This window comes from Paraburkholderia metrosideri, assembly GCF_904848625.1.
Taxonomy (GTDB): Bacteria; Pseudomonadota; Gammaproteobacteria; order Burkholderiales; family Burkholderiaceae; genus Paraburkholderia; species Paraburkholderia metrosideri.
The window spans coordinates 298,995-313,034 of sequence record NZ_CAJHCP010000005.1; the positions used below are offsets into that span (position 1 = coordinate 298,995).

A 14,040-nucleotide genomic window follows, 5' to 3' on the forward strand; every position below is an offset into this window, starting at 1 on the left:
GGATCACCCGGCGCGGTTCGTGTAGCGCGGGAGAACGCAGGGAGTGCGGTCTTGCAGGGTCTTGCCGCCGGCGCTGGCGCGATCGCCACCATTGGCACCGTCGGTCCAGGCCGCATGGTTCATGCGCCGCGGCTCGCTCACCGTGACAGTAACGGATCTCACACCGTCATAACTCCCGTGACGTAATATGAATGGACCATCTGGTGGAGTTCCATCATGTTCCACGATCCGATTCAATTCCCCGCGTTTATCGAATTGGCGTTGCTGGTCATTGTGCTGATCGCCGTCAGCATAGTTCGCGCGCGGCGGCGAAGGCAGCGGCAACGCAATCGCGCCAACGCAGGTTCGCATATGAGTTGAGGTTGCCTACGGTGCTGGTTGTCGTGATGGCCAGTATCGGCTGACATGGCATGCGGATATCAACGCGGGGGAAAGCCCATGGCAAGCGCTGGCAGATCATTTCGTGCCGCGCACGTGTTCGGCGCCATCATGTTCGCCGCGTGGGGCGTCGGTAGCAATCCGGTCGGCGCAGCAACGACTGCGCCGCAGCCTTTTGCGTGGCCCGCCTCGCTAACGCCGATCGGTAATGGTTATCCAAAAGAAGGGGATGCATGCCGCCGACTCGGCGAGTCGCCCGCGACAGCAGACTACCTCGACCACACGGCGACATTGATCGGTTGTCCGGGCGGCGCGGATAGTGTCACCGTGCGAGCCGTGCTCATTGATTACCGCGCGCATGTGGTCGGCACAGCAGACGGCGTGACGCTGATTTCAATTTCCAATAGTTTTCGCCAACGCCCACCGCCTGATCGCCAATAAAGACGCTTCAATGGAAATAATGCGGATGCCAATCCGATTTCCATTAGCGATGCATAACGAGAGGAATGACGGCTATCAACGCTATTCGTCGATGCCCACCAGATTATCGATATCCTCCTGAATACGCTTTCTTGCTTCCTGCACGGCGGCATCGCGGGTGTTGGCAACGAGTGGCAGCATTAATCCCGAACCCTTGAATTGAGTTTCGAAATGCACCCATGCTGCATATGAACAAACACCAGACGCTTTTTGCACCAGATTGACCGTTACGTCATAGGTGCGTTGCTTGCCATGTTTGCGGGTGTACTGAAAACGGCTCAACACGGGTTTATACATCGCGTTTCCTTTGAGTGGCTTCAGTTCTCGCGTGCCGCATCGATCGTATCGAGCATGACGGGACGCACTCTGTTGCGTGGCCGCTTTTTAACTCGCGGCGGCTTCATCCAGACTTGACCATCTGCCAAACGGGGAGCGAGGAATGGGCAGATCTTCCACAAAGGCTTTGGCGCAGCGTACGGCAAATTCAAACGCGCAACTCTGGCTTGCAAATTGACCAAGATCGCCCAACGAGGTGGATTCGCCATCTTCCTTCAGAATGCAGGCGCGGGCGACGAAGGTATTGCCCAGCCTGATGGTCGACGCCTGAATTGCCGCGCCAAGGTGGAATAGAACCATTGGACATCCCCTTTGAACATGGGTAATAGAAAGCGCATTGTAATGTTGAATTTTGCCATGCGGCAACTGTTACCATTTCGCAGAAGGCGCTTAACTACTCAATAGGCGAATGGCGAACGCAGTATTAGAAATTCAAACGGAGCGTTTCGGTTGAAGACAATCGTGCCATCCATTTATGTGACATATGGTGTTGCACGCGGAAAAAAGCCGGTGGCAAATACGTGTGAGGAAATCGGACCGGACGAAGCCGGCGGGGATTAGCCTGGATAGGTGCCGGCAGGATTCCAGCGCCTGGCTAAACAGGCACTTTTCTGAAGATATGGGGCGTGGAATCGGATAGCGTCCTATAGCAGAACGAATTGGTCAATAGAGAGGTGTGCTCTGTTGATCAATTACCGCTCCCGTCCGATACTCGCAACATCGTCCTTTAGCCCCACACAACCATGGCCCCGCCGACGATGAAAGCAGATCGGTCCGCTGCCGCTTCTCGCCGGTTCATGCGTGGGGCTGGTTGCAATGTCGAACGGGGCGGTCAAGTTCTGATTCATGGCAAGCCGCCAGTCCCGGTCGTATTAAAGCCGGGCTGACCAGAAAGCGCATTAACGGAATGTTCAATCGCGTGGCCGTCAACGGGAATGAAGCGCATCCTGGTTGGCTGAGCTTAAGATTCCGGCTCCTGCCCGATCTTGCGGAAAGGGTCCGGAAAATGGCAGACAAGGCGCGCGCGACTCTAGAGGACTAAAGGGGGGCCTGAAATGGCGCATGCCGATCTGGCTGTACTCGGGGGCGTTGGAATTCTCGCGCTAGCCTGCCTCACCGTGTGCGGCGTCTATCTCTACTGGGGCAGCGACGCCTATCGCTCCCGTCGCCGGCGGCGCGAATTCGAGGCGCAGATTCTCAGGCCGCTACCTTCCAGATCACCCAAAAAGCAAAAAAGCAGCACTCCCGCGATCCCACAGAACGACGAAGAGTTTTCAGGAGCCAACGCGACCATGGGCACGCAACTCAGCCATCGCTGCAAAACCTCGCTGTTTCGGGCCGTATTCAATGCCGCTCACGGCGAAAGCATCGTATTCCTGATTGCTGATGATCGCGACGATGCGCGAACGCGCGCGACCGGTGCATTGGCTGCAATTTATGGTCTCACCGCGCATAACGTCGCACTGTCGAACCTTGCCGCTTTCCGCGAGCTGGTCGATATCGGCATTAGCGAAGATGAGGATATGCGCATCTTCGAGATGGCCTGGAAGGGGACCGAGATCAGCGCCTGGGTCCAGCATCCGCTTTTCCTGACAGACGAACCGAGTCTGCTGGGCAAATGGGCGGAGTTGTATGCGGATCTCGCGCGCGAACTGGCGACCAGCGCGATCGAGAAAGCGCGGCATTAAAGGTTGTTGCAAAGGAGCGCGGCGCGTCCTGTCGACACGCCGCATACGTTTGAACCAGCAGCGCGCACGCCATTGATGACCCGGGCGTCTGATGCGTTCGCTCGTGTCACGTCACAGTGTTCGTGAAGCCCGGAATCTCAATGGGCGATCCAACGGCCGGTCCGTCTGCGTGCATGGCCGGTCGCGCTGGCATCACCGCGATCAAATTGCTCGAAGTCAGGTTTTCTGGCAGCACCGACGAGCGATGGGTTGAACGACAACGGCTGCAGCATCGCCTCGACAACCGCGAGGATCTGCCTGAGCGGGATGGGCTCATCGCCGCCGCGCGGCGCGGAAAGCAAAGAGCGAAGAGCGAAGAGCGAAGAGCGAAGAGCGCCATAGCTAATCGCCACCGCGGCGATCCAAGTACGCGCCGCGCGACGAGTCTACCGTTCCGTGGCTGCCAATATCCCTGCTGCGCTGCACCAATGACAAATCCCCGGCCAAAAAGCAAAATGTGCGGCTAACCCGCCGACGGCGCGCGCCAGAAATCGACGCACGGCATGACGCGCACGGCGACTGTCACAGGCTGTTATCCACAGACGCACAGGGACTCACCATGATCGATTTGCGCAGCGACACCGTCACCCGTCCGACTCCTCCGATGCTCGCGGCCATGTCGGCCGCCGAGGTCGGCGACGACGTCTGGGGCGACGACCCCACCGTACTGCGTCTGCAAGCCACGGTTGCCGAACGCGCGGGCAAGGAAGCGGGCCTGTTCTTCCCGAGCGGCACGCAAAGCAATCTCGCGGCGCTGATGGCGCACTGCGCGCGCGGCGATGAGTACATCGTCGGCCAGTTGGCGCATACGTACAAATATGAAGGCGGTGGCGCGGCGGTGCTCGGCAGCATCCAGCCGCAACCGCTCGAAAATGCCGCCGACGGTTCGATCCCGCTCGAGAAGATCGCGGCTGCCATCAAACCAATCGACAATCACTTCGCGCGCTCGCGCCTGCTGGCGCTGGAAAACACCATCGGCGGGAAAGTGTTGCCGGCGGGGTATGTCGCCGAAGCGGTTCAACTTGCGCGTCAACGCGGTCTGTCCGCTCACCTCGACGGCGCTCGCGTGTACAACGCGGCGGTTGCATCGGGCAAGCCGCTTGCCGCTTTGTGCGAGCCGTTCGATTCCGTATCGATCTGCTTTTCGAAGGGTCTGGGCGCGCCGGTCGGCTCGGTGCTGGTCGGCAGCCAGCCGTTGATCGACGTCGCGCATCGCTGGCGCAAGGTGCTGGGCGGCGGCATGCGTCAGGCCGGGGTGCTCGCGGCGGCCTGTTTGTACGCGCTGGATCACAACGTCGAGCGCCTCGCCGACGATCACGCGAACGCCGCGCATCTGGCGGCGGCTCTGGAGTCGATCGATCCGGTCAAGGTGCAGTCAGTCGCGACCAACATGGTGTTCGCGCAATTTCCGCAGCAGCATTGCGCGCCGCTCGAAGCGTGGCTGAAGGAGCGTGGCATTCTCACGCAGATGCTTTATGCATCGCGATTCGTTACGCATAAAGACGTGTCGCGTGACGATATCAATACGTTTATTGCCGCCGTGAAGGGTTATTTCGCCGCGCATTGATAGGCGGTTGATTCGCGCGTGAGTGGCCGCGTAAGTGGCCGGTGATCACCTGGTGATCACCAGGTGAGGACAAAGTAAAGCGGGTGCGCTGCGATCAATAGCGCACCCGCTTTTTATTTTGCCGACGCCTTCACATGACCGCCCGCGCGATGCGACGGCGCGAACAATCGCAATCCGCTCGCGAGGCTTGCCGCGCCAGCGAAGAATGCACCCGCGCCGAGCGCGAGCGTCGGACCATGCCGCCCCGCGATCCCAAAGCTCAACGCGACCAGTGCCGCGCCCGTGGTTTGACCGAGCAAGCGCGCAGTCGCGACGATGCCGCTCGCGCCACCGCTGCGTTCCGGCGGCGCGCTGGCCATCAGCGCTTTCAGATTCGGTGACTGGAAAAAGCCGAAACCCGCGCCGCACACCGCCATCCGGATACCGATGTCGAGCACATGCGGATGCGCTGGCAATAACGCCAGCGACGCCATCCCTGCCGACAGCACCGCGAGCCCGATCGCTCCCAGCAAGCCAGGCGGATAGCGATCCGACAGATTGCCCGCGAGCGGTGCGGCCAGCGCCACCACCACGGGCCACGGCGTCATCAGAAAACCTGTTTCGACCTGGCTGCGATGCAGCACGTCCTCGAAATAGAACGGCAGCGACACGAACGCCAGACCTTGCGCGGCGAACGAGCACACGGCCGTCACCGCCGACAAAGCGAACACCGGCCGCTTGAACAGATCGACCGGCAGCATCGGCGCAGGGTGGCCGCTTTCGCGGCGGATCATCAGAAAGCCGAATACCACGGCGATGGCTGCCGCGCTCAGCACCAACTGCGTCGACGCACGTTGCGCCGCCTCACCGAGCGCAAAAATCAGCGCGGAGAAGGTGATGATGTTCAGCAGCGCCGCGACCGGATCGAAATTGTGCTTGCCGCGCGCGGTCTGCGGCAGCGCCGGCCACGCGAAGGCCAATGCAATCACGCCGAGCGGCACGTTCACCGCAAAGAGCCACGGCCAGGTTGCGACAGACAGAATCACCGATGCCACCGTCGGCCCAACCGCGAACGACACACCGACGATCAGCGCATTCATCCCAAGACCGCGACCCAGCCGATGCGGTGGGTATAGATAACGGATCAGCGCCGTATTCACGCTCATGATCGCGCTCGCGCCCAGACCTTGCAGGATGCGGGCGGCGGCGAGCAACGGCAGCGTCGACGCCATCGAACACGCGAGCGACGCAACGGTGAACAGCGCAATGCCGCCGATGTAAATGCGCCGATGCCCCACGATGTCTCCCAACGCCGCGAGCGGCAGCAACGTGGCGACCACCGCGAGCTGATACGCGTTGATGATCCACACCGATGCCGCGGGCGCTGCGTGCAGATCCGCGGCAATAGCGGGTAGGGCTGTGTTGGCGATGGCGGTGTCGAGCGTGGCGAGTGCGACGGCGAGCATGATGGCCGCCATCGCGCGGCGGTTGGCGGCGGACATCGGGCCGTCCGCGGGGAGAGTCGAGTCGAAAGTGGCGCTGGGTTTATCGGACAAGGCGTGGCTCGTCGGGTTATGCATGCCGGATAGCGTGACGGGTCCGAGAGACCCGGCACGGCTTTCACAAGACAGGGTTTGCGTGAGATGAAGCGCACTGGGCGGTACGACAAATGAAGCCCTTCGTGCGGCGAATGTAGCGATTGTTACAGAGACGCGGCAAATGTGCTGGGCAGCACGCAGGCCGAAAGGCGTTCGTATGCATGCGTATCGAGTTTTGCCCGATGCATCGAGTGCGCAACTAACGGTCAATTTCAATCAACGCTGATGAAACTGATCGACCCTCACCTTGTCACACGCGATTCCGCACCACCGTTCAGCAGATGAGGGAGGCGATTTGACTACTGACCTGGCGAGTACCCGCAGTAATCGACCGGTTCATGCATGCGACATGACCTCGACATGGTTTGAAAAAATAATGACGTTGCCGGCTCCAGACAACCGCGCAACGCTTCGCAAGCGTTTGCCTGTTTTGTGCCGGTCGATGCACGCGCGCAGTGCCGCGCACGCGCGTCGTGCACCACCCGCGTGCGCAAAACCGTCGCTGCGGCGCGTGTCGCCGGGCATGGCATGTGCGTGAGCAAGCGCTCGCGCGCGGCCGGTGTGCGGCAGCCGTAAAATGTCCTACTCTGTTTGTTAACCCGCCTGACCGGCACGCGCCTCCCGTCCGTCACCTGTGCGGTTCGCGTATGTCGCGTCGTTCTTTCCCGGAGGCTTCGATGACAGCCGTCGATCTGGAATTCGACCAGCTCAACAGTACCGTCGACGCGCTACGGCGCTCAATTTCCAATCGCATGATGTATGGGGTCGGCAAGGACGCCGTCACCGCGCATCCGCATGACTGGCTGCACGCCGCGGCGCTCGCCGTGCGCGACCGGCTGGTTGCGCGCTGGATGAAAACCACGCGCCTGCAATACGAACAGGACGTCAAACGCGTCTATTACCTGTCGATGGAATTTCTGATCGGCAGAACCTTTACGAATGCGCTGCTCGCGCTCGGCATTCATGACCAGATGAAAGAGGCGCTCGCGAGTCTCGGTGTCGACATGGATACGCTGACCGATATCGAGCCGGACGCCGCGCTCGGCAACGGCGGCCTCGGCCGGCTCGCGGCCTGCTTTCTGGACTCGATGGCCACGCTCGGCATCCCCGGTTTCGGCTACGGCATCCGTTACGAATACGGGATGTTTCGCCAGCAGATCGTCAACGGCGAGCAGGTCGAAGCGCCCGATTACTGGCTGCGCGCGGGGAATCCGTGGGAGTTTCCGCGCTCTGAGATCAAGTACATGGTGCACTTTGGCGGTCGTACGGTGCAACGTGGCGAACACGTCGAATGGATCGACACCGAGCATGTGAATGCGACCGCGTACGACACGGTCATTCCCGGCTATGCGACCGACGCGACCAACACGCTGCGTCTGTGGTCCGCTCGCGCAACCGAAGAACTCGATCTCGGTGCGTTCAATCGGGGCGACTATCGCAATGCGGTCGACACCAAGAACATGTCGGAGAATGTCTCGCGTCTGCTGTATCCGGACGACTCGACGCCAGCGGGTCGCGAACTGCGCTTGCGTCAGGAGTACTTTTTCGTCTCGGCGACGATGCAGGATCTGATTCGCCGTTATCAACGCACGCACAGCACGTTCGGGCGTTTTAGCGAAAAGGTGGCGGTGCATCTGAACGACACGCATCCGGTACTCGCGATTCCCGAGTTGATGCGTTTGCTGGTGGACGTGCACCATCTTCCGTGGGACAAGGCGTGGAAACACGTCACGCAGATCTTCTCGTACACGAATCACACGCTGATGCCCGAAGCGCTCGAAACGTGGGACGTCGAAATGCTCGCGCGCCTGTTGCCGCGGCATCTCGAGATCATCTTCGAGATCAACGCGCAGTTTCTCAAGCACGTCAGCGAGCAGTCGGGGTATGACGGCGAGATGATCCGCCGAATTTCTCTGGTCGATGAATATGGTCAGCGGCGTGTGCGGATGGCGTATCTGGCGATCGTCGCGAGCCATAAAGTGAACGGCGTGTCGAAGCTGCATTCGCAACTGATGACACGCGATATTTTCGCCGACTTCGCGCGAGTCTATCCCGACCGCTTTACCAATGTGACCAACGGCATCACGCCGCGTCGCTGGCTCGCGCAGGCGAGTCCGTCGCTGTCGTCATTGATCGATCAGCAGATCGGCAAACATTGGCGCAGCAATCTGTTCGAGCTGGAGCAGTTGCGCAATCTGCGCACCGATAGCGGCTTTATCGACGCGTTCCGCGAGGCGAAGCGGCAGAGCAAATTGCGGCTCGTGCATCGGCTTGCGCATCACACGAAGCTGCATTTCGATCCGGATGCGATGTTCGATTTGCAGGTCAAGCGCATTCACGAATACAAGCGGCAATTGCTCAACGTGTTGCATGTGATCGTGCGCTACAACCAGATTCGCGAGAATCCTGAGGGCGACTGGGTGCCGCGCGTCGTGCTGTTCGCGGGCAAGGCCGCGTCCGCGTACCGGATGGCGAAGACGATTATCAAACTGATCGGGGATGTCAGTGAAAAGGTCAATCATGACCCGTTGATCGGCGATCGTCTGAAGGTGGTGTTCGTGCCGAACTACGGCGTGAGCGTCGCGGAATTGATCATTCCGGCCGCCGACCTGTCAGAGCAGATTTCAATGGCGGGTACGGAAGCATCGGGCACAGGCAACATGAAGCTGGCGCTCAACGGTGCGCTGACAATCGGCACGATGGATGGCGCGAATATCGAAATCTGTGACGCCGTGGGTCGCGACAACATTTTCATCTTCGGCCATACCGCCGATGAAGTGGACTCGTTGCGCGCCACCGGTTATCGGCCTCGACAGATCTACGAGGAGAATGCGGAACTGCGTATGGCGCTCGACCAGATCCGCACGGGCTTCTTCTCGCCGGACGATCCGCTTCGTTTCTCGGACATCTTCCACACGCTGGTCGATTGGGGCGATCACTATATGGTGCTCGCCGACTTCGACGCGTTCGCAAAGGCGCAGGACGAAGTGGATGCACGCTTCGTCGACAAACGCGCATGGACCGAAAGCGCAATCGAGAATGTCGCGGGCATGGGGCAGTTTTCTTCGGATCGTACGATCGGCGAATATGCGCGAAATATCTGGCGAGTGAATCCGCTGAATATGGAGTGACGATTCTCGCGATGGAAAAAAGAAAGCCGTGCGCGCAATGGAATTGCGCACGGCTTTTTTGTCGCGTATTGCAGGTTGCCGCAGTTGCCGCAGTCGGCGGCCGCAGCGTGAGACCGGTCCGCTAGCGCGTGTCAGCACTTACCATCTGCCACGTCCGCCGTAGTAACCCCCGACGCCTACACTGACGCTCGGCGCAGCATAGTAGCCGGGCGCATAGCCATACGCCGGTGCCGGCGCATACGCGTAAGGAGGCGCGACGACACACCCCGCGAGGCCCACTGCACATAATGCTGATATCAATAGTCTGATCATGATTTCCTCTCTTTTTCAGCCTTTCGTATTTGAGGGAAAGCATACGATGTTGTTCTGCGGCGCATGTGACGGCAAATTACGCGTGTGCGCTTTGGCACGGCTTCATTAACAGTTGCTTACTTTCATGAAGGGTTATCAAAGGGGCAAGCGTGCGTTGACGCGACGTTTGCCGAACCATTCAAAAGAAATCGCTCAAGGTGCAAAGCTCTCACTCGCATTCGCCGCATACAAGCCCAATTGCCCACGCTGAAAATCGAACAGCACGTCGATGTTCTGCATCGCCATCAAACCCACCACGATACGGTTTGCCCCCGGCGTTGCCTTGACAATCGTCACCTGCGCGTTCTCGTAGCGGTGCGTCCACGATCCCGCGCCGATCGCCGTCACATAGTTACCCTGATTGAGGACCTTGCCGGCTTCGTCGTCGCCGGTCCAGGCCGGTGCCTTGTCCATCTCGATGCGGATCATGCCGGAGTTGCCCGTCGCGAACACCAGCGGTGCGCAAAAGGTCATCTTGTCGGCGACTCGCACGCAGCCGGTGGGCCATTGTGATGCGCCATCTTTTGACGCCGCCATCGGCACCATCGTGTAGTTTTTTGTCAGCGAGCTCGACGGACTCAGCACGAGGAACGGCTTCGCGACGTTCGAGTGCACCAGATACCGTTGACCGATGTTGCCGGTCAACGCGCGCAGCGGTTGCGTGCAGCAATTGTCGCCGGGCAGATCCGCGCCGACGCCTGCGATGCCCGAAAACGCCCAGCCGAATTCGCCGGTATAGCCGTCGATAGCGACGCAGCCTCGCGCGCCTGTCCGGCAGCGCACGGTATCGACCGCTTGCGCGACGACTGGTGCCGCTTGCGTACCGGCGATGCTGAACGGCACCGTGACGAGCGAGCCCACCACCTCGGAGCCGTTTGCAAACGCCAACGACGTGGTGCCGCCCGCGCTCGCGTAGTTCGACTTAGGTAGTGCCGATCGCAACACGCGTACGCCTTGCGTGCCGGTGTCCAGCGCGACATAGCGCGGCGTGCCGTCGAGCTGGATCGGCAGGCCCAGGCGCGCGTGATCCTCATCGGCGCGTTCCACGTGCAACGGAATCAGCAGGCCGTCGTTGCCTCCGTTGATCAGCGTGGCGTTGACCGCGGGCGGGGCGGGCGGCGGGAAGGTGGTGCCGCAGCCGCTCAGTGCGACCGACGCAATCAGCAGTGGCACATTGAAACGGCGTCGATGAGCCGTCAGGCGGGGATGCAAACGGAGACGAATGTGCCGGAGAACGGCATCGAGGGACGACAGGAACATGGATCACGCTTCGCTAAAAGGCGGGTCCCTGGCCGGATGCGGCATTGCTGGCCGTCGGCCTGGCGGCGGACAGCACAGCCGGCGATCGTCAATGGAAGGCCGCAGCGTACGGAGAAGCCGGGCGCTTGCGAAAGCCAGCGGGAAGGGACACGCGATGACAGAAGCGGCGACTCTACCGGACCGCTCGGGTGCGATTGCAAAGATGTGTCAACGTACGGCGGCGGTTTGACTCCGCCAGCGCGGGTTGATTGGCGTTGACAATCGCGCGGCGGGTCCGCTCACGCGACTCACAGCCAGACTATGGCGCACTACGAGGCAACGCTGATGGCGCAGGATTCCCACGCGTTGAAGTCTTGACGAGGGGGCAACGGGGTGTGCACAACGCAATCCGTCCCGCGTTCACTTGCCTCTTTCGCTTCGCGCCGGACAGTGACAGCGCTCAGTCTTTCGGAGCCGCTGCCGCCGTCTTCGCTTCATGCACAGCCGCGCTAACCCGTTCGACGAACTCGCGATCGGTGCTCATCAGCGCTTCGCGCTCGCCGTTGGCCGTCTGTACGATCAGACGATGCGTGACGTCCTGAGTCGCCCACGTGAGCCAGCCGACGACGATCAGCATGACACCGCACACCATGCCCACCGGCGAGCGAAATATTCCGCCAACAATAGCGCCGACCAGACCGATCAGCGAAATAATGCGTGGCAGCAGTTTGTTTTTCGGCACGGTGACGACCTGTACGTCGAGGACGTCACGTAACGGAAAGACCTGGCCGGCCGACGAGAGTGCGTTACGTGTGACCGACACGCCGCGATCATTGAAAGGGGTTTCCATCGAGTCGAATGCAAGCGGTAGCAAAGGGCGCAGCGTACCAGACTTCGAATGCCTGAAGTTGCGGATGTTCTTGTTCCGTTATGAGGCTTGCCGGATGTCGTTCCTTGTTTAACCGACTCAAAATTTGAGTTACGGAAGTTCGTGACTAAATCCTGGTGTTGTTTGGCTTTCGATTTCTTTCACAACGGCGATCACGAAATGTTAGCTTGGAGTCTATCCGGGAGCCATACGCGGTGGCGATAGGCTCGACAGAAGTCAGCGTGGCGCCCGCGTTCGTGAAACATGGAGCTACCAACGCGGGCGCGTTCGTGAACTGGCTCGCGACAACATTCGCGGACCCGCCCTGGCTTCAGGGCTAAGCGAATCGCAAGCTGCCTTTAGCTCATCGCAATGCGTGCACCGGTGAAGCGACGGGCTTTGGGAAGGCGGCGTTCGAAGCCGGAAGTGAGAACACCCGACGTGCACTCACTTCCGCCGTCTGACGTTGAAGCCGCTATCGGTGCGCTCGCGCTGTTCTCGCGATACCTTGGATCGATACAGGCGGACTGGTCACGCGATTTACGTTGCTTCGATCTGGATCATGGGACGCGTATCCGTGCCAGTGACCCTCCAACTGCAATTCGAAAGCGTGAGGTTCGTGATATGACGGCCCCACAACCCATAGGCCGGCAGCGGACTGGCACCCGGGTCAGGATATCCAGCACCGATTTCGCCTGGGTCTTTCGGCACGCTCCCCGTGTAGGCGTTCACGCCCAGATTGATGTTGGTCAACACTACGTCGGTGATAGGCTTGTCTTTAAATCCCGAAAACCAGGAACCATTGGGGCCATTGTTTTCACCGGAGATCTGGTCGAACACGATCCGCTGAATGCTTCCAACGGGAGGTATTGCCTGACCGGGCATGAGTCGGAATCGGTCGCCTAGTGCGAGAAAGAGCGGACTGGTCGCGTTGTTGATCGTACATTTAGACACCAGAATGTTCGAGAGCGAACCGCCATCGGTGCTCTCCCAGGAAACGCCGCCTTTAACATGAAGCGGATCCGTGTTAATCCCCAGCTCTTTGTACAGCGTAGTGCGATCAGTCTTTGGGCCGCCCAGGATGCAGTTGTAGACGAGGACGCTATCAAAGGAGCCTTGAGTGTCGGTACCAATCTTGAGTGCGTTCGTACTACTGTAGGATTGGCAGTTCTTTACGAGTACATTCTGCAGCAGGCCTCCGGCGGAGCCTTTGAAGCAAATCCCGTCATCCTCAGTGTTGAAAACACTATCTCTGAGGATGACCGACTTGCAGCCGTCAATATCGATCCCATCGTTATTGATGTTCGAGATATTGGAGACCGTGATATTTTCGACCAGAAGGTTGTTGCAGGCCAGATAGAGATGCATCCAGGCAGGCGAATTGATTAGCGTAATCTTGCTAACGTGTACTTTATTGCACTCGATGATCCGTATAACGAACGGGCGAAACACAGTTCCGAATTCATTGTTGACTCGTGGATATTCTTCCCCTTGCCCGTCAATGATCCCGCCACCCGTAATTGCTATGTTGGTGGCCCGTTCGGCATAAATCAACGAGTAGAATTGCTGGTAATACGTGTCCATCTCAGTCTGGGTAATCGGCACCAGCTTGGGATAGTCGCTCTGGCTGGTGCTGGCCAGCAGGCGTGCACCGTCGTTAATCGAGAGCCGAACGTTATCCTTCAGGATGATCGTCCCGGACAGGTAGTCGCCCGTCGACAGGTTGACCGTCCCACCCCCTTTGCCGCTGACAAAATCAACGGCAGCCTGTATGCATCTCGTCGTCTGGCTTGAGGTACTCGATACCGTATAACCGAACTGCTCGGGAGTAGCGGTGAGGTCAGGACCGGTCCACGGCAGTACAGTGCACTCAAGTGTTTCCGCCATTGCGAGAAGATTGCTTTTCAGCGTCGGTACCCAATCTGGAACGGTTGTCGTGTAATTGGTCGCCGCCGCCGGTGCCGTTTGTCCAAAGACATGTCCAGCACGCAGGATGGGCAGTAATGCGAGCGCCATACTGCTTTTGAGAAGCGACCTTCGGGTACTCGAAATGGGCTCATTGCGCACGGCGAATTTCTCGATTGACGTTTTGTTATTCATTTGCTCCTCCAGTGAAATTGGGTCGACTAGTTTTACGAAAAGATTGTTAGATCGGTCGATGACAAGTCGATATCGCCTTTGTTGACTGGACAGGTACTACCTGTCGGCGTTGATGCGCCACCGGGTGCAGATGCTCCGCCGGGTGCCGATGCTCCGCCAGGCGCCGAAGCGCTACCTGATGTGGCCGCCGCATTTGGATTGCCGAGGCTATCGCCTCCACATCCTGAGAGCGAAATCGTCAATGCCAGGATAGCGAGACAACAAAGGCGTCTTTTCATGTTCCAGT

General features: G+C 59.5%; 12 protein-coding genes. 5 read left to right on the forward strand and 7 right to left on the reverse strand.

Annotation, left to right across the window (positions count from 1 at the left end; all coding sequences use genetic code 11):
- Positions 1-216 precede the first annotated feature (216 nt).
- Together LMG28727_RS12455 and LMG28727_RS12460 are read left to right on the forward strand one after the other, a co-directional pair.
- Entirely contained in the window at positions 217-360 is a 144-nt protein-coding gene (locus LMG28727_RS12455; protein WP_201642622.1) for a hypothetical protein, read from the forward strand.
- Between the two features lie 78 nt (positions 361-438).
- Complete coding sequence (locus LMG28727_RS12460; protein WP_201642623.1) at positions 439-819, forward strand: hypothetical protein; 381 nt, start codon at positions 439-441, stop codon at positions 817-819.
- Positions 820-900: 81 nt separating this feature from the next.
- On the opposite strand, the gene LMG28727_RS12465 is transcribed toward LMG28727_RS12460, so the two are convergent.
- Positions 901-1,155 carry a hypothetical protein gene (locus tag LMG28727_RS12465; protein ID WP_201642624.1) on the reverse strand — a complete coding sequence of 85 codons (255 nt, stop codon included), beginning with the start codon at positions 1,153-1,155 and terminating at the stop codon, positions 901-903.
- 87 nt (positions 1,156-1,242) lie between these two features.
- On the reverse strand, positions 1,243-1,494 hold the full coding sequence (locus tag LMG28727_RS12470; protein WP_201642625.1) for a hypothetical protein: 252 nt from the start codon (positions 1,492-1,494) through the stop codon (positions 1,243-1,245).
- Positions 1,495-2,249: 755 nt separating this feature from the next.
- On the opposite strand from LMG28727_RS12470, the gene LMG28727_RS12475 reads away from it, so the two are divergent.
- The gene (locus tag LMG28727_RS12475) at positions 2,250-2,882 is read left to right on the forward strand and encodes a hypothetical protein (protein WP_201642626.1); all 633 of its coding nucleotides are present in this window, start codon (positions 2,250-2,252) and stop codon (positions 2,880-2,882) included.
- 137 nt (positions 2,883-3,019) lie between these two features.
- Here LMG28727_RS12475 and LMG28727_RS12480 read toward each other — a convergent pair whose 3' ends face one another.
- Complete coding sequence (locus LMG28727_RS12480; RefSeq protein WP_201642627.1) at positions 3,020-3,274, reverse strand: hypothetical protein; 255 nt, start codon at positions 3,272-3,274, stop codon at positions 3,020-3,022.
- Between the two features lie 206 nt (positions 3,275-3,480).
- Between LMG28727_RS12480 and ltaE the strand changes: the two genes are divergently transcribed.
- On the forward strand, positions 3,481-4,488 hold the full coding sequence (gene ltaE / locus LMG28727_RS12485; protein ID WP_201642628.1) for a low-specificity L-threonine aldolase: 1,008 nt from the start codon (positions 3,481-3,483) through the stop codon (positions 4,486-4,488).
- A 113-nt stretch (positions 4,489-4,601) separates the two neighbouring features.
- Here the strand turns inward: ltaE and LMG28727_RS12490 are convergent, their stop codons facing one another.
- Positions 4,602-5,969: an MFS transporter gene (locus LMG28727_RS12490; RefSeq protein ID WP_201642880.1), complete on the reverse strand. Its 1,368-nt coding sequence runs from the start codon at positions 5,967-5,969 to the stop codon at positions 4,602-4,604.
- Positions 5,970-6,742: 773 nt separating this feature from the next.
- Between LMG28727_RS12490 and LMG28727_RS12495 the strand changes: the two genes are divergently transcribed.
- Positions 6,743-9,196 carry a glycogen/starch/alpha-glucan phosphorylase gene (locus tag LMG28727_RS12495; protein ID WP_201642629.1) on the forward strand — a complete coding sequence of 818 codons (2,454 nt, stop codon included), beginning with the start codon at positions 6,743-6,745 and terminating at the stop codon, positions 9,194-9,196.
- Positions 9,197-9,700: 504 nt separating this feature from the next.
- On the opposite strand, the gene LMG28727_RS12500 is transcribed toward LMG28727_RS12495, so the two are convergent.
- The 3 genes from LMG28727_RS12500 to LMG28727_RS12510 form a co-directional block, all read right to left on the reverse strand.
- Complete coding sequence (locus tag LMG28727_RS12500; RefSeq protein ID WP_201642630.1) at positions 9,701-10,807, reverse strand: hypothetical protein; 1,107 nt, start codon at positions 10,805-10,807, stop codon at positions 9,701-9,703.
- A 439-nt stretch (positions 10,808-11,246) separates the two neighbouring features.
- Positions 11,247-11,636 (reverse strand): DUF6232 family protein, encoded by a 390-nt coding sequence (locus LMG28727_RS12505; RefSeq protein ID WP_201642631.1) that lies wholly within the window; start codon positions 11,634-11,636, stop codon positions 11,247-11,249.
- 558 nt (positions 11,637-12,194) lie between these two features.
- Positions 12,195-13,754 carry a glycoside hydrolase family 28 protein gene (locus tag LMG28727_RS12510; RefSeq protein WP_201642632.1) on the reverse strand — a complete coding sequence of 520 codons (1,560 nt, stop codon included), beginning with the start codon at positions 13,752-13,754 and terminating at the stop codon, positions 12,195-12,197.
- Positions 13,755-14,040: the final 286 nt, after the last annotated feature.